This is a genomic window from Streptomyces sp. CB01881, from assembly GCF_002953255.1.
Lineage (GTDB): Bacteria > Actinomycetota > Actinomycetes > Streptomycetales > Streptomycetaceae > Kitasatospora.
On sequence record NZ_CP026498.1, the window covers coordinates 9,997,043 to 10,016,464 of the forward strand.

General features: G+C 71.0%; 11 protein-coding genes and 1 pseudogene. 6 read left to right on the forward strand and 6 right to left on the reverse strand.

All coding sequences use genetic code 11. The features are described 5' to 3' along the window. The first annotated feature begins 28 nt into the window (after positions 1-28). Positions 29-451 (forward strand): heme-binding protein, encoded by a 423-nt coding sequence (locus tag C2142_RS33050; protein ID WP_148646478.1) that lies wholly within the window; start codon positions 29-31, stop codon positions 449-451. Positions 452-1,117: 666 nt separating this feature from the next. Here C2142_RS33050 and C2142_RS33055 read toward each other — a convergent pair. After that, positions 1,118-3,280, reverse strand: a complete 2,163-nt coding sequence (locus tag C2142_RS33055; RefSeq protein ID WP_148646479.1) for a protein kinase — start codon at positions 3,278-3,280, stop codon at positions 1,118-1,120. 214 nt (positions 3,281-3,494) lie between these two features. After that, complete coding sequence (locus C2142_RS33060; protein WP_148646480.1) at positions 3,495-3,686, reverse strand: hypothetical protein; 192 nt, start codon at positions 3,684-3,686, stop codon at positions 3,495-3,497. A gap of 95 nt (positions 3,687-3,781) precedes the next feature. Here C2142_RS33060 and C2142_RS33065 point away from each other — a divergent pair. Further along, a pseudogene (locus C2142_RS33065) lies at positions 3,782-4,785 on the forward strand (IS5 family transposase). A gap of 439 nt (positions 4,786-5,224) precedes the next feature. Here the strand turns inward: C2142_RS33065 and C2142_RS33070 are convergent. Both C2142_RS33070 and C2142_RS33075 read right to left on the reverse strand, forming a co-directional pair. Further along, entirely contained in the window at positions 5,225-6,325 is a 1,101-nt protein-coding gene (locus C2142_RS33070; protein WP_148646481.1) for an NADH:flavin oxidoreductase/NADH oxidase, read from the reverse strand. Positions 6,326-6,625: 300 nt separating this feature from the next. Continuing rightward, the gene (locus C2142_RS33075; protein ID WP_148646482.1) at positions 6,626-7,696 is read right to left on the reverse strand and encodes a C40 family peptidase; all 1,071 of its coding nucleotides are present in this window, start codon (positions 7,694-7,696) and stop codon (positions 6,626-6,628) included. Between the two features lie 369 nt (positions 7,697-8,065). Here C2142_RS33075 and C2142_RS33080 point away from each other — a divergent pair, with 369 nt between their 5' ends. The 3 genes from C2142_RS33080 to meaB are packed head-to-tail and all read left to right on the forward strand — an operon-like array spanning position 8,066 to position 13,184. Beyond that, the gene (locus tag C2142_RS33080) at positions 8,066-9,970 is read left to right on the forward strand and encodes a methylmalonyl-CoA mutase family protein (RefSeq protein ID WP_148646483.1); all 1,905 of its coding nucleotides are present in this window, start codon (positions 8,066-8,068) and stop codon (positions 9,968-9,970) included. Continuing rightward, complete coding sequence (gene scpA / locus C2142_RS33085) at positions 9,970-12,174, forward strand: methylmalonyl-CoA mutase (protein ID WP_241002921.1); 2,205 nt, start codon at positions 9,970-9,972, stop codon at positions 12,172-12,174. Before C2142_RS33080 ends, scpA begins: the two co-directional genes overlap by 1 nt. 17 nt (positions 12,175-12,191) lie before the next feature. Further along, positions 12,192-13,184, forward strand: a complete 993-nt coding sequence (meaB, locus tag C2142_RS33090) for a methylmalonyl Co-A mutase-associated GTPase MeaB (RefSeq protein WP_148646485.1) — start codon at positions 12,192-12,194, stop codon at positions 13,182-13,184. 144 nt (positions 13,185-13,328) lie between these two features. On the opposite strand, the gene C2142_RS33095 is transcribed toward meaB, so the two are convergent. Next, positions 13,329-13,931: a superoxide dismutase gene (locus C2142_RS33095; RefSeq protein ID WP_148646486.1), complete on the reverse strand. Its 603-nt coding sequence runs from the start codon at positions 13,929-13,931 to the stop codon at positions 13,329-13,331. Positions 13,932-14,515: 584 nt separating this feature from the next. Here C2142_RS33095 and C2142_RS33100 point away from each other — a divergent pair. After that, on the forward strand, positions 14,516-16,846 hold the full coding sequence (locus C2142_RS33100) for a M9 family metallopeptidase (protein WP_148646487.1): 2,331 nt from the start codon (positions 14,516-14,518) through the stop codon (positions 16,844-16,846). A 184-nt stretch (positions 16,847-17,030) separates the two neighbouring features. On the opposite strand, the gene C2142_RS33105 is transcribed toward C2142_RS33100, so the two are convergent. Next, entirely contained in the window at positions 17,031-19,100 is a 2,070-nt protein-coding gene (locus C2142_RS33105; protein ID WP_241002922.1) for an ABC transporter ATP-binding protein, read from the reverse strand. Positions 19,101-19,422 lie beyond the last annotated feature (322 nt).

The window sequence follows — 19,422 nt, forward strand, 5'->3', positions numbered from 1 at the left end:
ATCACCCCTCCCCAGGAGAAGCACCACCATGCGCACCACCGCAGTCACTCCGCTGACCACCGCCGACGCCGAGACCCTCGTCGCGGCCGCCCACGGCGCCGCCGGGACGGCCGGGGTCCCGGTCAGCGCCACCGTCCTCGACGCCGGCGGCCACCTGCTCGCCTTCCGCCGGGACGACCGGGCCGTGCTGATCTCCGGCGAGACCAGCACCCGCAAGGCCTACACGGCCCTGCAGCTCAACTCCCCCACCGCCGACCTGGTCGACCTCGTCAAGCCCGACGGGCCCTTCCACTCCCTGCCCACCGCGCTCGACCGGCCGCTCCTGTTCATCGCCGGCGGCATCCCGGTCCACCGCGACGGCCACCTGATCGGCGCGATCGGCGTCGGCGGCGGCGCCCCGGAGCAGGACCACGGCTTCGCCGCCGCGGCCCTCGAACAACTCGCCCGATGACCCGTACCGGCGCGAGGTCCTCGCCGACCAGCGGAGACGTCCGGTCGCAGGCACGGACCGCCCGATCGCAGGCACGGCCCGACCCGCCTCGGGGCGGCCACGCTGGAGACGGCCGACGCGACGGTGTTCCTCCCGGCCACCACTGAAGCCACCAGGCCCGCACCTGAGCCCGCAGCGGCGCCGACGAGCAACCAGCTGGTCGGCCCCGACCACACGGGAGAACGCCCCGGCTCGCAGTCCTGGAGCCGGGGCGTCCCTGTGAGAAGCGCAGGCCAGCCGTCCTGCCGTCGGTGGAACAACGCCGCTCGCGGTCTGCTCGTTGAGCCAGCCACGAGCGGCGCTCAAACACCAAACTCAGCGCCCGCAATAGCTGTTGAGCGTCGTCCCTGCGCCGCTGCCGGACTTCACGTACTCGTTCTCCGACACCGGCTCCGCCAGCTCAACCCGCATGACACCAGGAACAGGACCAGAGCTCCTCTCCCCACGCTGCCGGCGCCACATCGCCTGTCCACACATATCGCACTTCACGAGCGGATCCTCACACGCGGATCTGCATGGCCTCCAACCCCGCCGACCCGAGAGATATCAAACGCCTCGGCCAGGACAAAATGCTCTTTCAGGGAAATCGGTGCGACCGCTTATGCAGTCGGCAAGCTCGCTATCGCCTTAAGTCCACTGCGGGCCACGCGGGTCCAGCGCGTAAAGGATAGACCCGGAGGTGACGTACACGACGCCTCTTTCCGCAGTCATGCTGCCGATGGCACCCATGCCTTCGAACGACCATAGATTGCTGCCGTTTTCCGTACTCACAGCATGGATCTTTCGGTCGCTAGAGGCGAAAAATATGAGGCCGCTGTTCTCGTCGCCGAATATGATGGACGATATGATCAAGCCGCCGGCGCGAAACTTCCAGCGCCGAGCACCGCTCCTGCGGTCAACAGCATAGACAGCTGCACCGTACCGGAAGAGGACGGCGCCGTTCATAATGAGGGGGGCGCCATGGTCGACCTCAACGTCGTCTCCGTCCGCCGTAAATGACCACTCGATCTTGGGGAGGGCCGAGGCAGGGTCCGTCGTGGCCGCCACTCCCGTGAGCGTATGGGCATAGCAGGTGTCGTCGACCCGCCCGATGAGTCCGCCCGCTCCGACAGGTACGCGCAGAATACCTTGTTCGCCACCGTCCTTGGCGTTGATGACGCGGTAGCTGCCGGAGAGGGACCCGAGTGTGATGCTGGAGCCGTCACTGCTCAGCGAGTAAGGTTTCCTTTCGAAATCCTTGGCCATAGTGGTCTCGCCGGTCTTCAGGTCAAGGACTTCAACGCGCCTCGGAAAGGGATACCCAAAGCTAATGACGACCCTTTCGTAGTCCAGTCGCTGTGGAGCCAGGACGGCCTCCCCGGCACGTGCCGTCGTCCACTTCAATTCGCCGGTATCGTCATCTAGCGCACCGATCCTCCCTGCCTTGTCGCGGACGATCAGGGTGCTTGATTTCCAATCGCGCAGGACCTGGGAAACAGCTTCCTCACCCAGCCGAGTCCGCCATTTCAACTTTGGGGAACCTGAGGAGGAGCCCACGGAGGCAACGAAGCCCGCACTGTCCCCGAAATAGACGGAGACGCCATCGAGCTCCATGTTCGAAGTGATCGCATCCTTATGCTTGTAGGCCCAGGAAGGATGCTTGAGGTCGGGGGTGGGATCGTTGGCCTCCCTGACCTTTCGCTGCGCCCAGTAGATGCTGCCCATGCCCGTACCCCACGAGAGAGCGATCAGTACCTTGCGGCGGGTCGGCCTAGCGGCCTCCGTCACCTCCGCTGTGGCGGGCCGCTCCGCCGATCCTGGCCCCGCCTCCGTATGCACCGCGGTGTCCGACCCGGAGGAAGCTGGTCCAGGTTGCGAGATGGGCTCGTCGATCTGTGTCGCAGGATGGCCCTGCATGTCACGGTCACCCAGGTCGAAGGCCAGTAGGTCGGCGGCGCGCCGGGCGATCTCCCATGCAATCGCTCCAGGAAGCCAGTCCTGGCTATCGCCTTGGTGGCGACGAGTCTGCTGCACCAGGTCCAGCGCGTGCGGCCGCTCGGCAGGGTTCTTCGCCATCATGGCGGTCACACTCTGCCGGAGAACTGGTGGAAGACCTCGTAGATCGGGGTGACGGTGCACGACACGGTAGATCAGTTCAGCTCCGGACCCATCGCCAAAGGGCCCGCGCCCGGTCGCCGCGTACGCGATGACCGCGCCAAGGGAGAAGACGTCGCTCTCCGGCCCTACTGGTCGGCCCTCTGCCTGCTCCGGTGACATGAAGCCCGCCGACCCGATCACAACCCCGGCCGTCGTCAGCGCGGTACCGTCCACGGCGCGGGCGATCCCGAAGTCGATGAGCCGGGGGCCATCCAGGGTGAGCAGCACATTCGTCGGCTTGAGGTCCCGATGGATCAAGCCGCTTTCGTGCACGTGAGCAAGCGCCTCAGCCAGCCCGCCCAGCAGCCGCCACAGTGAGGCTTCCGGTAAGACCGCCGCCTCCGCCACCGCCGCGTCCAATGACAGGGACGGCAGATAGGCGGTGGCAAGCCACGGAATAGGCCCGCCGGTATCGGAGTCGATCACTGGGACCGTTCCCGTGCCACTGACCCTTCGAGCGGCACGAACCTCCCGCGCGAATCGCTCAAGGAAGCCGGGGACGCCGGCCAGGTCGCGGCGGATCGTCTTGATGGCCACGGCTCGACCACCGGGGGTGCGACCCAGATACACCACGCCCATCCCACCCTCGCCCAGTCGGCCGAGCAGCGTGTAAGGCCCCAAACCTTGTGGGTCATGCGCGAGAAGCTGTTCCATTCGTCCCCCTCGTCAAACGCCGGCGCTGCGCCTCCGTCTCTTTGAATCCTCCCAAGAACAAAGGCAGTTGTAACAGAGGATCGCTTTCAGGCGCTCTGCCCGCCCGACTATCCGCCGGAAGCAACCCCCATGTCGAGGTCCGCGGGGGCGATCCGACAACGGAGGGCCGAGCAGGCCCAGAACCGGGAGGCGTGGCCGCACGTCGAGGCGGTCCTCACGCGCGCGCCCCTGCCTTGCCGGACTTGCCTTCGGTCGGCCCGGCCTCTTCCACAGCCTCAGCGACCTCAGGGATCTCGACGCCGTCCGTCTCGGGGATGCCGACGTGCCCCGTCCGGTGCGAGTGCTGTCGAAGCTCACCGAGATCGTTGCTCTCGTAGGAGCAGGACCGGCATTGATAGTCGGCCACCACTCAACTCTCGCGCTCCTAGGGCGAGTATCGGGTCGTGATCAATCTGCGGGATTCGCCCTCACAGCGAGGCCTAATCCGGTAGATCATGTCGCGTGACGCGAGTGCAACTGACGGATGCAGAGTGGGAGTTCATCGGGCCGTACCTGCCGATCGGCGAGTACGGCCCGTACCCCGAGCGGCTGCGGCAGCAGTTCGAGGGCGTGATCTGGCGCTTCAAGACGGGCGGGCAGTGGCGGGAGATGCCGGCGGAGTTCGGTGCCTGGTCGACCGTCTCCAACCGTTTCCGGCAGTGGAGGGATGCCGGTGTCTTCGAAGCCCTGCTGGAGGGCGCGATCGCGGAGGCCGCGAAGCGGGGCGAGGTGGACTTGTCGCTGGTCAGCGTGGATTCCACCACCGTTCGGGCCCACCACGACGCCGCCGGGATGCACCTGGCCCCCGAGGCCGTGACGGCCCTGGAAAAGGCCGCCGACGAGGCGGAGAAGGCCCGACAAAAAGGGGCGGCCCGGAGGAACAAGACGGACAGGACACTGCAGTCGATCCGGAACGCGAAGAACGACGACGCGCCCGGCGGCGGCGCAAGCTGCGACTGAAGGCCGCCCTGCTCGGACGCTCCAGGGGCGGGCAGACGAGCAAGATCCATGTCGCCGGCGACCGGAAGTGCCGTCCGCTGGTGTTCGTGCTGACCGAGGGGCAGGCTGCCGACAGCCCGCAGTTCATCCCCGTGCTCAAGAAGTTACGGGTCCGCGGGCCGGTCGGCCGTCCCCGCACCCGACCCGACGCGGTCGCCGGGGACAAGGCCTACTCGTCCCGCGGCAACCGCGCCCACCTGCGCGGTCGCCGCATCAAGGCGGTCATCCCGGAGAAGAAGGACCAGGCCGCCAACCGGAAGAAGAAGGGCAGCCGGGGCGGCCGACCCGTCAGCCACGACGCCGACCTGTACAAGGAGCGGAACACCGTCGAGCGCCTGATCAACAAGCTGAAGGCCTGGCGAGGCATCGCGACCCGGTACGACAAGACCCCCGCCAGCTACCTCGCCGGCCTCCGCCTTCGGGGCGCGATGATCTGGATCAAAGACCTCACCATGGTCACCCCTTGATCACGACCGAATACGCGCCCTAGGGCGCATTCACGAGGTTGACGAAGTGACAGGGTTGTCATGGGGTTTGCCATAACGCCGTTGCGCCGCAGGCCTCGGGGCTCGGGCCTAACGCAACGGTGTCGCTGTTGACGCCAAGTCAGAAGGACTGCCTCACCGACCCCTCCGAGATCCCGGAGTGTGGCCCGTCAACGCGTTCGCGTCCCGTCTCCCCGGTGGTGTCGCCGGGGAGACGGGGCGGGTTGTGCGGGGACCGTCTCGCACCGATTCTCCGGCCGATGCCGGATCGCGCATCCTCTCGACGGCCCCGACCTGCCTCCGTGCTCGCGCAGGTCCGTGGCGGTTCCTTGGTGGCACTGCGGCCACCACGCCGCTCGCCCGCGAACCAGCCTGGGTCAGGCCCGGGGCCAGCCCGGCTCAGGCCCAGCTCATGCCCAGCTCAGGCCCGGTGGTACTGGACCGGGGAGGCGACCTCGCCGCCGAGTTCACGGGCGGCCCGGCGCGCCCAGTAGGGGTCGCGCAGCAGCTCGCGGGCCAGCAGGGCGGCGTCGGCCTGCCCGGCGGCGAGAATGCCCTGCGCCTGGACGGGTTCGGTGATCATGCCGACCGCCGCCGTGGGCATGCCCGTCTCCCGGCGGACCCGTTCGGCGAAGGGCACCTGGTAGCCGGGGCCCGCCACGACCTTCGCGTCGGGCACGTTGCCGCCGGTGGAGACGTCCAGCAGGTCCACGCCGTGCGCCTGGAGCTCCTTCGCGAGCCGGACGGTGTCGTCGGCGGTCCAGCCCGCGCGGTCGTCCTCGGGGTTCTCCTCCAGCCAGTCGGTCGCGGAGACGCGGAACAGGACCGGCAGGTCGTCCGGCCATACGGCGCGGACCGCGTCGACGACCTCCAGGGCGAAGCGAATGCGCCCCTCGAAGGATCCACCGTACTCGTCGGTGCGGTGGTTGCTGAACGGGGAGAGGAACTGGTGGACGAGGTAGCCGTGGGCGCCGTGGATCTCGACGACCTCGAAGCCGGCGGCGAGCGCGCGGCGGGCGGCGTCGGCGAACTGCCGGACGACCTCGCCGATCTGCTCCCGGGTGAGTTCCACCGGCGTCGTCGACTTCTCGCTGAAGGCGACGGCGCTGGGGGCGACGGGAGTCCAGCCGTGGCCCTCGTCGGGGGCGATCGGCCGCCCGCGGTCCACCCAGGTGCGCTCGGTCGACGCCTTCCGTCCGGCGTGGGCCAGCTGGATGGCCGGGACGCTGCCCTGGGTCTTGAGGAAGGCGGTGATGCGCCGGAACGCGGCGGCCTGGGTGTCGTTCCAGATGCCGAGGTCGTAGGGGGAGATGCGCCCCTCGGGGCTGACGGCGGTGGCCTCGGTGATGATCAGCCCGGTCCCGCCGGCGGCGCGGGCCGCCAGGTGCGCGAAGTGCCAGTCCGTGGGCTCGCCGACCGCGTCCCCGTCCGGGGCCGCGCTGTACTGGCACATCGCCGCCATCCAGACGCGATTGGGGATGCTGAGCGACCTGAGGGCGAGGGGGGTGAAGAGAGAGGTCATGGCAACTCCTGGAAACGTGACACGAGAGGGCCCTGTGCGTGCTGCGACGGCGGTCCACGACAACTGTGCACCATCTGCAATAGTTGCACGCACTCTCTATCTACGCCAGCTTGCTAACCGCGAGCGGAAAAATAAAGCGGCCCCCGACGCCGGGGCCGCGCCGCGCCCCGCCCGTACGACGGGCGGGGCAGGAGCGGGCCACGGGCGGGGGCCTTTCGGCAGGGCCACGGCGGAGTCCGGCGGGTGGGCGCAGGCCATCCGGCGCAGGCCCCCGGGAGGCGGATCGCCCCCCGACTGCCGCTACGGCCGGACGGCGCCCATGTAGGGCATGACGCCGATCGGGAGGACCTCGATGTTCTTGCCGGTGCGGGGGGCGTGGATCATCTTGCCGTCGCCGATGTAGATGCCCACGTGGTGCAGGTCGTCGTAGAAGAAGACCAGGTCACCGGGCTGGAGGTCGCCACGGGCGATGCGGGCGCCGGCGTTCCACTGGTCCTGGGACATCCGGGGGAGCTTGACGCCGGCCGCGCGGTAGGCGGCGCCGGTGAGACCGGAGCAGTCGAAGCTGTTGGGGCCGGTCATGCTCCAGCCGTAGGGCTTGCCGAGCTGTGCGCTGGCGAACTGGATGATGGTGGCGGCGCGGCCACCGGTGGCCGGCGGCGGGGTGTTCATGTCGGGCCGTTCGGCGGAGCGGGAGGCGCGGTCGGCGGCGGCGGCCTGCTGGGCGGCGGCCTTGGCCTTGTCGGCGGACTCCTGGGCGTTGATCTTGGCACGGTCGGCGGCGCTGAGCTTGTTGAGCAGGGCCTGGGCCTGGGCGAGCTTGGCCTGGACCTGACTCTTCTGCGCCCCGAGCGAGGCACCGACGGCGTCGAGTTCGGCGAGGGTGGCGGCGGCCTCGGTGCGGTCCTGGTCGAGCTTGCGCTGTTCGTCCTGGGCCTGCTTGAGCAGGTTCGTCTGGGAGTCGGCGACCTGGTTCTGCACCGAGGCGCGCTCCAGGTAGGCGGCCGGGTCGGAGTCGAGCATGAGCTGGATGCCCGGGTCCATGCCGTTGCTGCGGTACTGGTCGGCGGCCACCACGCCGAGCCGGGTGCGCAGTTCGTTCATGGCCTCCTGGCCGCGGGCGACCTTCTCCTGGATCCGGCCGGCCTCGCCCTGGAGCTTCTGCTGCTTCGCCTGGAAGCCGTTGTAGCGCTCGACGGACTGCTCGGCCTCCTGGTTGAGCTGGTCCACCTGTTCCTTGACGGAGGCGAGGGTGGGGGTGGGCTCGGCGTGGGCCGTACCGGAGGCGAGCACCGCGCCGCCGGCCACGGCCGTGGTGAGGACCACCAGGCGGGCCCGGCTCGGGGGGCTGAGCTTGCGACGCTTTCCCATGGCGGTGGGCTCTCCTTCGGGAGGTACTGGAGGGACACTGGAAGAACGTTCTAGGGGGGTTCGCGGGTTCAGTTCGAGGCGCCGAAAAGTGCGAAGGGCACGGCGACGGCGAGCCGGGACGTACGCGGGACACCGTCCCCACCCGCCTTCTTCGAAGCGGCTCAGGAGATGAGGGGCGGGGTTCGGCCTTCCCCCTGTTCCGGGCCGCTCCGGGCGACCGACCGTGCTCCGTGACACCGGCCCTGACCTCGGGTGCCGCCGCCTGCGGCACTCCTCGCCGCCCGGAGTGCTGAGGCCTCGCCGAATCGAGGGCAAGGTCACACGCGTCTCCCCTCCTGCGCCCTCGCTAACGGGCGCTAACCTGCGGTCATGAAGGTCCCGCCCGAAGGGCTCCCCCTCGCTGCCGAGTTCCCGGCCGCGCACCGTGAGCAGTGGCAGCAGCTCGTCGAGGGCGTGCTGCGCAAGTCCGGTGCCCAGCCTGAGGACGGCGCCGCCGCCGAGCAGGCGCTCACCACAGGCCTCCAGGACGGGCTGCGCGCCCGCCCGCTGTACACCGCCGAGGACACCGCGGCCGAGCCCGGTTACCCCGGCTTCCCCCCGTTCGTCCGCGGCGGCCGGCCGCAGGGCTCCTCGGTCGCCGGCTGGGACGTCCGCCAGCGCCACGCCGACCCCGACCCGCGGCGCGCCAACGAGGCGGTCCTCGCCGACCTGGAGAACGGCGGCAGCTCGCTCTGGCTCGAACTGGGCGGCGACCGCCTGCCGGTCGCGGCACTGCCGCAGGCGCTGACCAGCGTCTACCTGGACCTGGCCGGCGTGGTGCTCGACGCGGGCGCCGAATTCGCCGAGGCCGCCGAGCAGTTGTTCAAGCTGTACCAGGAGCGCGAGGTCTCCCCCGGCGCCGCCGCCGGCAACCTGGGCGCCGACCCGCTGGGCCTGGCGGCCCGCACCGGCGACGCCGGGCGCACCGACGCGCTGCTCACCGACGCCACCGCGCTCGCCGCGCGCTGCGCCGTCGGCTACCCGGGCCTGCGCGCGCTGACGGTCGACGCCCTGCCGTACCACGAGGCCGGCGCCTCGCCCGCGCAGGAGCTGGGCTGCTCGCTCGCCACCGGCGTCGCCTACCTGCGTGCGCTGACCGGCGCCGGACTCTCCGTCGACGCCGCGCTCGGCCAGCTGGAGTTCCGGTACGCGGCCGACGCCGACCAGTTCCTGACGATCGCCAAGTTCCGGGCGGCGCGCCGCCTCTGGGCCCGGGTGGCCGAGGTGTCGGGGGCCGCCCCGGACGCGTCGGCGCAGCGTCAGCACGCCGTCACCTCGGCCGTGATGATGACCGCGCGCGATCCGTGGGTGAACATGCTGCGCACCACGGTGGCCTGCCTGGCCGCCGGGGTCGGCGGCGCGGACGCGGTGAGCGTCCAGCCGTTCGACAGCGCGCTGGGCCTGTCGGACGCGTTCGCCCGACGGATCGCCCGCAACACCCAGTCCGTCCTGCTGGAGGAGTCGCACCTGGCCCGGGTGGTCGACCCGGCGGGCGGTTCCTGGTACGTGGAGCAGCTGACGGACGAGCTGGCGCACGCCGCCTGGGCGTGGTTCCAGGAGATCGAGCGGGCCGGCGGCCAGGCGGCCGCGCTGGCCTCGGGCCTGGTCGGCGAGCGGATCGCCGCGACCTGGGCGGAGCGTTCGGTCAGGCTGGCCAAGCGCCGCGAACCGGTCACCGGTGTCAGCGAGTTCCCGAACCTGGACGAGCAGCCGCTGGTCCGCGAGCCGGGCCCGGCCGGGCCGGGCGGCGGGCTGCCGCGGGTGCGGCGCGCCGAGGCGTACGAGGCGCTGCGGGACCGTTCGGACGCCGTCCTCGAAGCCACCGGCGCCCGGCCGCGGCTCTTCCTGGCCTCGATCGGGTCCGCCGCCGCGCACACCGCGCGGACCACCTTCGCGGCCAACCTGTTCCAGGCCGGCGGCATCGCGACGACGGCCGTCGAGTCCACCGACCCGGCCGCGTTCGCCGAGGCGTTCGCCGCCTCCGGCGCGCGGGTGGCCTGCCTCTGCTCCAGTGACCCGCTGTACGGCGAGCACGCCGGGGCGGTGACCGCGGCGCTGAAGGCCGCGGGCGCCCGGCGGGTGCTGCTGGCCGGCCGGCCCGGCGAGCAGCAGGAGGCCTACGAAGCGGCCGGTGTGGACGAGTTCGTGTTCGCGGGCGGCGACGCCGTCGCGACCCTGGGCGGCCTGCTGGACGAGATCACGGGCGCAAGCCCCGACGAAAGCGGAGTGGCGTGATGATCCCCGACTTCACCGGAATCGGGCTGGACGGGGACGCCGCCGCGGACGTCACCGACGGGCAGTGGCGCACCGCCTGGCGGCAGGCCACCGGCAAGGACGTCGACGAGCTGCTCTGGGACACTCCCGAGGGCATCGGCGTCAAGCCGCTGTACACCGCGGACGACCTGGCGGGCCTGGACTTCCTGGGCACCTACCCGGGCATCGCCCCGTACCTGCGCGGCCCGTACCCGACGATGTACGTCAACCAGCCGTGGACGGTCCGCCAGTACGCCGGCTTCTCCACCGCCGAGGAGTCCAACGCCTTCTACCGCCGCAACCTGGCGGCCGGCCAGAAGGGCCTCTCGGTCGCCTTCGACCTGCCGACCCACCGCGGCTACGACAGCGACCACCCGCGGGTCACCGGCGACGTCGGCATGGCGGGCGTGGCGATCGACTCCATCTACGACATGCGCCAGCTCTTCGACGGCATCCCGCTGGACAGGATGTCGGTGTCGATGACCATGAACGGCGCGGTGCTGCCCGTGCTGGCGCTGTACATCGTGGCCGCCGAGGAGCAGGGGGTGCCGCCGGAGAAGCTGGCGGGGACCATCCAGAACGACATCCTCAAGGAGTTCATGGTCCGCAACACCTACATCTACCCGCCGCAGCCGTCGATGCGGATCATCTCGGACATCTTCGCGTACACCTCGCAGAAGATGCCGCGGTACAACTCGATCTCCATCTCCGGCTACCACATCCAGGAGGCCGGGGCCACCGCCGACCTGGAGCTGGCCTACACCCTGGCCGACGGCGTGGAGTACCTGCGGGCGGGCCTGGACGTCGGGCTGGACGTGGACGCCTTCGCGCCGCGGCTGTCGTTCTTCTGGGCGATCGGGATGAACTTCTTCATGGAGGTCGCCAAGCTGCGCGCGGCCCGTCTGCTCTGGGCCAAGCTGGTCAAGCAGTTCGACCCGAAGAACACCAAGTCGCTGTCGCTGCGCACCCATTCGCAGACCTCCGGCTGGTCGCTCACCGCGCAGGACGTGTTCAACAACGTCACCCGCACCTGTGTGGAGGCGATGGCGGCGACCCAGGGCCACACCCAGTCGCTGCACACCAACGCGCTCGACGAGGCGCTTGCCCTGCCGACCGACTTCTCGGCCCGGATCGCCCGCAACACCCAGCTGCTGCTCCAGCAGGAGTCCGGCACCTGCCGGGTCATCGACCCGTGGGGCGGTTCCGCGTACGTCGAGAAGCTGACCCACGACCTGGCCCGCCGCGCCTGGCAGCACATCCAGGAGGTGGAGGCGGCCGGCGGCATGGCCAAGGCGATCGACGCGGGCATCCCCAAGCTGCGCGTGGAGGAGGCCGCGGCCCGGACCCAGGCGCGGATCGACTCCGGCCGCCAGCCGGTGATCGGCGTCAACAAGTACCGGGTGGACAGCGACGAGCAGATCGACGTGCTCAAGGTCGACAACTCCTCGGTGCGGGCCCGGCAGATCGAGAAGCTGCGCCGGCTGCGCGACGAGCGCGACGAGGCCGCGACCCAGGACGCGCTGAACGCGCTGACCCGGGCCGCCGAGGCCGGTCCGCAGCGCGGCGGTTCGCTGGACGGCAACCTGCTGCACCTGGCCGTGAACGCGGCCCGGGCCAAGGCCACCGTCGGCGAGATCTCGGACGCCCTGGAGAAGGTGTACGGCCGGCACTCGGGCCAGATCCGTACGATCTCGGGTGTGTACCGAGACGAAGCCGGGGCGTCCGCGCCCCTCCAGCGCACCCGGGACCTGGTCGAGCGGTTCGAGCAGGCCGAGGGCCGGCGGCCGCGCATCCTGGTCGCCAAGATGGGCCAGGACGGCCACGACCGCGGGCAGAAGGTGATCGCGACCGCCTTCGCCGACCTCGGTTTCACGGTGGACGTGGGCCCGCTGTTCCAGACCCCGGCCGAGGTGGCCCGCCAGGCCGTCGAGGCGGACGTGCACATCGTCGGCGTCTCCTCGCTGGCCGCCGGGCACCTCACCCTGGTGCCGGCGCTCCGTGCCGAGCTGGCCGCGGCCGGCCGGGAGGACATCACCATCGTGGTCGGCGGGGTCATCCCGCCCGGCGACTTCGACGCGCTGTACGAGGCGGGCGCCGCGGCGGTCTTCCCGCCCGGCACGGTGATCCCGGACGCCGCGTACGACCTGCTGAAGTCGCTGGCGGCCGATCTCGGCCACGAGCTGTGAGCCGGAGCCTCTAGCCGATGCCACCGAGGACGATCGACCTCGACAGCTACGTGACGGGTGTCCTGGAGGGCTCGCGCGCCTGGATCGCGCGGGCCGTCACCCTCGTCGAGTCCACCCGGCCCGACCACCGCGCGCTGGCGCAGCAGCTGCTCCGGCGGCTGCTGCCGCACGCGGGCGGGGCGGTCCGGGTGGGTATCACCGGCGTGCCCGGTGTCGGCAAGTCGACCTTCATCGACTCCTTCGGCACCATGCTGACGGGACTGGGCCACCGGGTCGCGGTGCTCGCCGTCGACCCGACGTCCAGCCGCACCGGCGGCTCCATCCTGGGCGACAAGACCCGGATGGAGCGCCTGGCGGTCGACCCGGACGCCTTCGTCCGTCCCTCGCCGACGTCCGGAACCCTCGGCGGGGTCGCCAAGGCCACCCGCGAGTCGATGGTGGTGATGGAGGCGGCCGGTTACGACGTGGTGCTGATCGAGACGGTCGGCGTCGGGCAGTCGGAAACCACGGTGGCCGGCATGGTCGACTCCTTCCTGCTGCTCTCGCTGGCCCGCACCGGGGACCAGCTCCAGGGCATCAAGAAGGGCGTGCTGGAGCTGGCGGACGTCATCGCGGTGAACAAGGCGGACGGCCCGCACGAGACCGATGCGAAGGGCGCGGCCCGTGAACTCGCGGGCGCGCTGCGGCTGTTGCAGGCCCCGGACGCGCCGTGGACGCCGCCGGTGCTGACCTGCAGCGGCCGGGACGGCGCCGGGCTGGACGTGCTCTGGGAGCGTCTCCAGCAGCACCGCAAGGTCCTCGACGCCACCGGCGCGCTGGCGGCCAAGCGGCGGGAGCAGCAGGTGGAGTGGACGTGGGCGATGGTCCACGACCAGCTGTTCGCCAGGCTGCACGAACACCCGCAGGTGCAGCGGCTCGCCCCGGAGCTGGAGGCCCAGGTCCGGGCGGGCACCCTCCCGGCGGGCCTGGCCGCGCAGCAGATCCTCGACGGCTTCTTCGGCGCCCCGTAGGTCCGTGCAGCCGGGCGCCCCGCCTGGACCCCGCACCGCCTGACCTGACCCGCCCCGCCTGAACCCCGGCACGGCGGGGGCCGGCGCCCACGGGGAATGCCCCGGGCCGAATCGGTCCGGGGCATTCCTGTTGCCGCCCTCGCGTCAGGCGGACGTGGCGGCGGTGAAACGCTCCGTCACGTCCTGCCAGTTGACGACGTCCCACAGGCGGGTGACGTAGTCCGGGCGGACGTTGCGGTACTGGAGGTAGTAGGCGTGCTCCCAGGCGTCGAAGGCGAGCAGCGGGGTGGTGCCCTGGCCGACGTTGCCGTGGTGGTCGTAGACCTGCTCGACGATCAGGCGCTTGCCGAGCGGCTCCCAGGAGAGGATGCCCCAGCCGGAGCCCTGGACGCCGGTGGTGGCGGTGGTGAGCTGCTTCTTGAAGGCCTCGAAGCTGCCGAAGTGCTCGGTGATGGCGTCGGCCAGCCCGCCCTCGGGGCGGTCGCCGCCCTCCGGGGAGAGGTTCTGCCAGAACAGCGAGTGCAGCACGTGGCCGGACAGGTGGAAGGCGAAGGTCTTCTGAAGGCCGACCAGACCGCCGAACTGCTCCTTGTCGCGCGCCTCGGCGAGCTGCTCCAGGGTGTCGTTCGCGCCCTTGACGTAGGCGGCGTGGTGCTTGGAGTGGTGCAGCTCCAGGATCTCGGCCGACATCGCCCGCTCCAGCGCGGAGTAGTCGTACGGCAGGTCGGGAAGCGAGTAGGTGCCCATCAGGACACAGCCCCTTTCGGCGGGTTGAACGGTGGTGATCGTGCCGGGTCCACACTATTGCGTATCAGTTGCAACAGCTAAGCATGGGCTCCTGCTTATTCCTCACGCCCTGTCGGGCACAGTGGTCCCAACGGGATGTCGTGATCGACACGGGTGAGCGACCGTGACCGGATCGCCGATGGCGCCGGGGTCGAATGGTCGCCCGGATCCTGCGCCTGCCCGCGCCGGCGGACCTCTCGACCGATCCCTCCGCGCCGCCGGAGTACGCCGCGCCGACCCCGCCCGCGCGCCCACACGCGGGCGGTGGCGGCGTAGCCGACCCCGGGACGCCCGGGACGGCCCGGGGTCAACAGGCATTCCGGGATCTTACGGAGCTTCGGGAAACCTGGCTGGATTCGGTCCAATCCGGCCGACGGGCCCCGAAAGCCTCCACATCACCGGCCCCTGACAACGTTTCGGTTTCACTGCACACCAATCCGTTCCCAGGTCTTCCACCGCCGTACGCAATGTGCCATTTTACATGTCACACATCGAGTGGCCGCGCCCCAAACCGCGGCCCCGAACGGCCCCGGAGGCCCCCACAGATGCGTCCCTCCCGGATATCGAAGGTCAACGCGCGCACGCTCCCTGCGCTCGGCGCCGCCTTCCTCATCTCGCTCGGCCTTTTCGCTCCGGCGAGCCAGGCCGCCCCCGTCGGCGCCACGGCACCGGCCGGCACCAGCGCCACCCCCTCGACCCCGCGGTCGATCCCGGTCCCGAAGTCGCCCGACGCGAAGACCAACAGCCCCTTCAAGATCTCCGCACAGGACACCGCCGAGTCGGCCAAGGCGCCGGCCGCGCCGGCCACCGCGCCCGCCAGGGCGGCCAAGCAGTTCTCCGCCGCCGCCGGGGAGACCTGTCCGGACGTCTCCGGAGGGATCACCGCCACGGGCAGCGCGCTGATCCAGCAGCTCAAGGCACTGCCGAACGTCCCGTGTGTCTACCCGCTGTTCAACCTCACCGGCGACGCCGCCGCGAAGACCTTCACCGAGTCCCAGATGGTGACCGTCGCCAACGCGCTGCGCGACGCCTCCGCCACCTACCCGGGCGACAACAGCACCTCCGTCGGCCAGCTGGTGATGTTCCTGCGCGCCGGCTACTACGTCCACGACACGTACCCGAACGTCGTCGGCACCTACGGCACCGCGCTGGACACCGCCATCCACGGCGCGCTGGACGCCTTCTTCGCCAACCCGCACAGCAAGGACGTCACCAGCGCCAACGGCGACACCCTCAACGAGGTCGTCACCGTGATCGGCCAGGCGCGCTCGCTCGGCCGGTACGCCGGCGTCGTCAAGTGGCTGCTGGCCAACTACGGCGGCAGCTGGTCGGCGTCGATGACCCAGTCCGTCGAGCACCTGGAGTGGATCCTCAAGGAGGCCTTCGACGAGAAGGGCGGCGACCCCCAGGGGTTCAAGGCCGCGCTCAAGGCCGACCCGACCGTCCTCAACACCTGGTCGGACTTCATCACCCGCAACGGCCCGCTGCTGAACCGCTGGGACGTCGTCAGCAACATCGGCCGCTACCTCGGCTACGCGCTCCAGGTCCCCGAGCTCAAGACCCCGCTCCGGCCGCTGCTGAAGGACCTGATCAACCGCTACCCGAACGTCGGCCCGACCGCCCCGATCACCATGAACCTGGGCTGGGCGACCCGCCAGTTCGACAAGGGCAACTGCTCCGCCTACGGCATCTGCGACCTGGGCACCCGCCTGATCCCGGTGGTCCTGCCGACGCAGAAGGTCTGCAACGACGGCCTGAAGATCCGCGCCCAGGACATGTCCCCGGACCAGCTGGCCACCACGTGCACCAGCCTGATCAACGAGGACGCCTACTTCCACAAGATCATCGGCGACAAGGGCGCCCTCCCCGGCGACGTGAACACCAACCTGGAGGTCGTCGTCTTCGACGACTACGACCAGTACTCGCTGTACGCCTGGGCCTTCTACGACATCGACGTGGACAACGGCGGCATGTACGAGGAGGGCGACCCGAGCAAGCCGGGCAACCAGGCCCGCTTCATCGCCCACGAGGCGTCCTGGCTGCGGCCGTCGTTCTCGATCTGGAACCTGAACCACGAGTACACCCACTACCTCGACGGCCGCTACAACATGTACGGCGACTTCGAGGCCGGCATCACCACCCCGACCATCTGGTGGGTCGAGGGCATCGCGGAGAGCATCTCGTACGGCTACCGCAACGTGCGCAACGACGACGCGATCGCCGAGGCCGCCAAGAAGACCTACAAGCTCAGCGAGCTGTTCGACACCGTCTACGACCAGACCGCCGACGCCACCGTCAACTCCAACCGCGTCTACCGCTGGGGCTGGCTGGCCGTGCGCTACATGCTCCAGGAGCACCGCGCGGACATGGACGCCGTCCTCGCCAAGTACCGCACCGGCGACTGGAACGGTGCCCGCACCATCCTGAAGCAGACCATCGGCACCCGCTACGACGCCGGCTTCGACGCCTGGCTGACCGCCTGCGCCACCAACGACTGCGGCCCGCTGCCGGAGGCCCCGACCGGCCCGGTCACCCCGACCACCCCGGTCTGCACCATCGCCGACCCCCGCCAGTTCGACAAGGACTGCCACCGGGACAACCTGTCCGCCACCACCGGCAACTACGACTACCACTTCATGTACCTGCCGGCCGGCGTCAAGCAGCTGACCATCACCAGCAGCGGCGGCACCGGCAACGCGGACCTGTACTACGGCGGCAGCAGCTGGGCCACCACCAGCAACTTCCTGGCCAAGTCCACCAGCGCGGGCAACGGCGAGACCCTGACCATCACCAACCCGCCGTCCGGCTGGGTGTACTTCAGCCTCGCCGCCACCCAGTCCTTCAGCGGCGTCAGCGTCACCACGCAGTACCAGTAAGCCAGTGGTCACACCGTAACCAGTTTGGCCGATACCAGGAGCGCAGTACCGGGAGACCGGTCCTGAACGCCGCGCCCGCCCGGACCCCGTCCGGGCGGGCGCGCCGTCATACGGGGGTGCGCGCCCCCGCCGGTGCCGCCGGCTACGGCGCCGGCGAGCACGGTGACAGTGCCGGTGACGCCGGCTACGGCGCCGCGGTGCGCTGGCCGGGGATCGAACGGTCGCGCTGGAGGTCCAGCAGCTCCCGGAAGAGCCCCTCCTCCAGGGCGGCCAGCTCCTGCCAGGTGCCGGTCTGGACGATCCTGCCCGCGTCCATCACGATCACCCGGTCCGCCACCGCCGCGTTGGCGATGTTGTGGGTCACCAGGAGGGTGATCCGCCCGGGCGCGAGTGCGCGCAGCGCGTGCAGGATCCGGTGCTCGGCGCGCGGGTCGAGGTCGGAGGTCGGCTCGTCCAGGATCAGCAGCCCCGGGCTGCGGGTGGTCCGGTAGAGCGCCCGGGCGACGGCCGCGCGCTGCCAGCCGCCGCCGGACAACTCGGCCCCGCCCCACCAGCCCTGGGCCAGCAGGGTGCGCCAGCCGGAGCGCAGCCGCGCCACCACCTCGTCGAACCCGGTCTGCCGGGCGGCCCGTTCCACCTCGGCCATCAGGTCGTCGGTGAGGTGGCCCAGGTGGATGTTCTCGGCGGCGCCGAGCGGCCAGCGGGCGAACTCCTGGGGGACGCGCGCCACCCTGGTCCACATCCCCTCGGCGTCCAGCCGCTCGACCGGCACGCCGTCCCAGAGGATCTGCCCCCGCTGCGGCAGGTAGAGGCCGGCCAGCAGCTTGAGCAGGGTGGACTTTCCGCTGCCGTTCTGCCCGATCACCGCGACCACCTCGCCCCGGCGCAGCGTCATGCTGACGTCCCGCAGCGCCGGTTCCTGCTGTTCGCCCGGGTAGGCGTGGGAGAGCCCGAGGACCTCCACCACGGCGGGGGCGTCGGGGGTGTGGTCACCACGCCGGATGCGGTGACCGCCGGCCTCGTCCAGGAAGGTGAAGTAGTCGTCGAGGTAGAGGCCCATCCGGTAGAGCCGCGCACCGTTGCCGACCACGCCCTGCAGACCGGAGGCGGCGGTGCGCAGCGCGAAGGTGGCGGTGCCGGCCGCGGCCAGGTCGATCCGCCCGGTGGCGACCAGGAAGAGCAGGGTGCCCCAGATCAGCGCACTGCCGGCGCCGGTGCCGAGCGCGGCGAGCAGGGAGACCCGGGCCGCCTCCCGGGTGGCCCGGTCGGTGGCCGCCACGATCTTGGCCTCGGCGCGGCGGTACTTCGCCATCATGAAGGGGGTGACCTGGTCCGAACGGACCTGGTCGGCGCGGGCCTTGTCGACCAGGAACCAGCGGTAGACCCGCAGGGCCTGGCGGTCCTCGTCGGTGGTGACGGCCGCGAGGTAGTGGATCCGGGCGGTCCGGACGGCGGCCACCCCGGTCGGGACGGAGCCGAGCAGCAGGAAGGGCACCAGCCAGGGGTGCAGGGTGGCGAGCACCCCTGCCGCGGCGGCGAGCGAGACGGTGGAGGCGATCACGTCCTGGGCGTTGGAGAGCAGGTCGGGCGTGGTGGAGGCGCCCCGGTCGGCGGCCTCCCACTGCTCGTTGTAGGCGGGCTCGTCGTACGCCTTCAGCTCGGCCGCGCAGCCTGCGGCGACCAGGGCCAGTTCGGCCTCGCGGTTGATCCGCGGTGAGACCCGGCCGGAGAGGCCGACGACGGTGATGCCCAGTACGGCGCGCAGGCCCGTCGCGGTGGTGAGCAGGACGAGCGACGGCGCGGCGGCGTGCAGGTGGTCCGCGACCGGGCCGGGAACGAGCAGGGCGTCCAGGGTGCCGGTGGTGGCGTAGAGGGCGAGGGCGCCGAAGATGCCGGCCAGCAGCTGGCAGGCCAACAGCAGCACGGTGGAGGCGCGGTCGGCGGCCCAGGCGAGGGCGAGGGCGCGGCGGACCAGGTGGGGAAGGCGGCGCAGCATGGCGGCGGTGGACATCGAGGCGCCGGCCTTGGCCCGGTTGTCGCCGGGGAAGCGCAGGCGCAGCTCCTCGTCGCGTTCGTCCTGCTCGGGCCGTGCCGGGTTTTGCGGGTGGTCCTGGTTTTGCGGGCGTTCCGGGTGATCCGAGTGATCCGGGTGATCCGGGTGATCCGGGTGGTCCGGCTCCGGAGCCGGGCCCGGGCCGGGCTCCTTCGTGCCGGGCTCTTCGGTGTCGGGCTCTTGCGCGTTGGGCTCGGACACGTTGCTCCCTCGGTTCGGCGGCCGGTGGCCGGTGCTGGTACGGGGGTTGGCGCTGTGCACGGGCAGCCCGGACCGCCGGACGAGCCGGTGACGGGCGTGTCGGGATCGCAGCGGTGCGGGTGGGAGCACGCTGTTCCGGGGGCGGGGTGCCGGGTGCGGTCCCCGATCCTGGCAGCGCCCCGGCGGGCCGCTCGGCGTGTCCCGGCCGGTCTCACTCGATCAGGTCGATTCCGTGTCGGCGGCGGCGAGTTGGTGGCGTCCGACCGGTGGATCACTCCGTTCCGGGACGCCCCGGCCGGGCCGGCGCGAGGTGCGCAGGCCC

Bases quoted from the DNA above. Each gene is read 5' to 3' on its own strand.
- C2142_RS33100 (WP_148646487.1), top strand. From the start codon at position 14,516: ATGCGTCCCTCCCGGATATCGAAGGTCAACGCGCGCACGCTCCCTGCG.
- C2142_RS33080 (WP_148646483.1), top strand. From the start codon at position 8,066: ATGAAGGTCCCGCCCGAAGGGCTCCCCCTCGCTGCCGAGTTCCCGGCC.
- C2142_RS33075 (WP_148646482.1), bottom strand. From the start codon at position 7,696: ATGGGAAAGCGTCGCAAGCTCAGCCCCCCGAGCCGGGCCCGCCTGGTG.
- C2142_RS33070 (WP_148646481.1), bottom strand. From the start codon at position 6,325: ATGACCTCTCTCTTCACCCCCCTCGCCCTCAGGTCGCTCAGCATCCCC.
- C2142_RS33055 (WP_148646479.1), bottom strand. From the start codon at position 3,280: ATGGAACAGCTTCTCGCGCATGACCCACAAGGTTTGGGGCCTTACACG.
- C2142_RS33050 (WP_148646478.1), top strand. From the start codon at position 29: ATGCGCACCACCGCAGTCACTCCGCTGACCACCGCCGACGCCGAGACC.
- scpA (WP_241002921.1), top strand. From the start codon at position 9,970: ATGATCCCCGACTTCACCGGAATCGGGCTGGACGGGGACGCCGCCGCG.
- meaB (WP_148646485.1), top strand. From the start codon at position 12,192: ATGCCACCGAGGACGATCGACCTCGACAGCTACGTGACGGGTGTCCTG.
- C2142_RS33095 (WP_148646486.1), bottom strand. From the start codon at position 13,931: ATGGGCACCTACTCGCTTCCCGACCTGCCGTACGACTACTCCGCGCTG.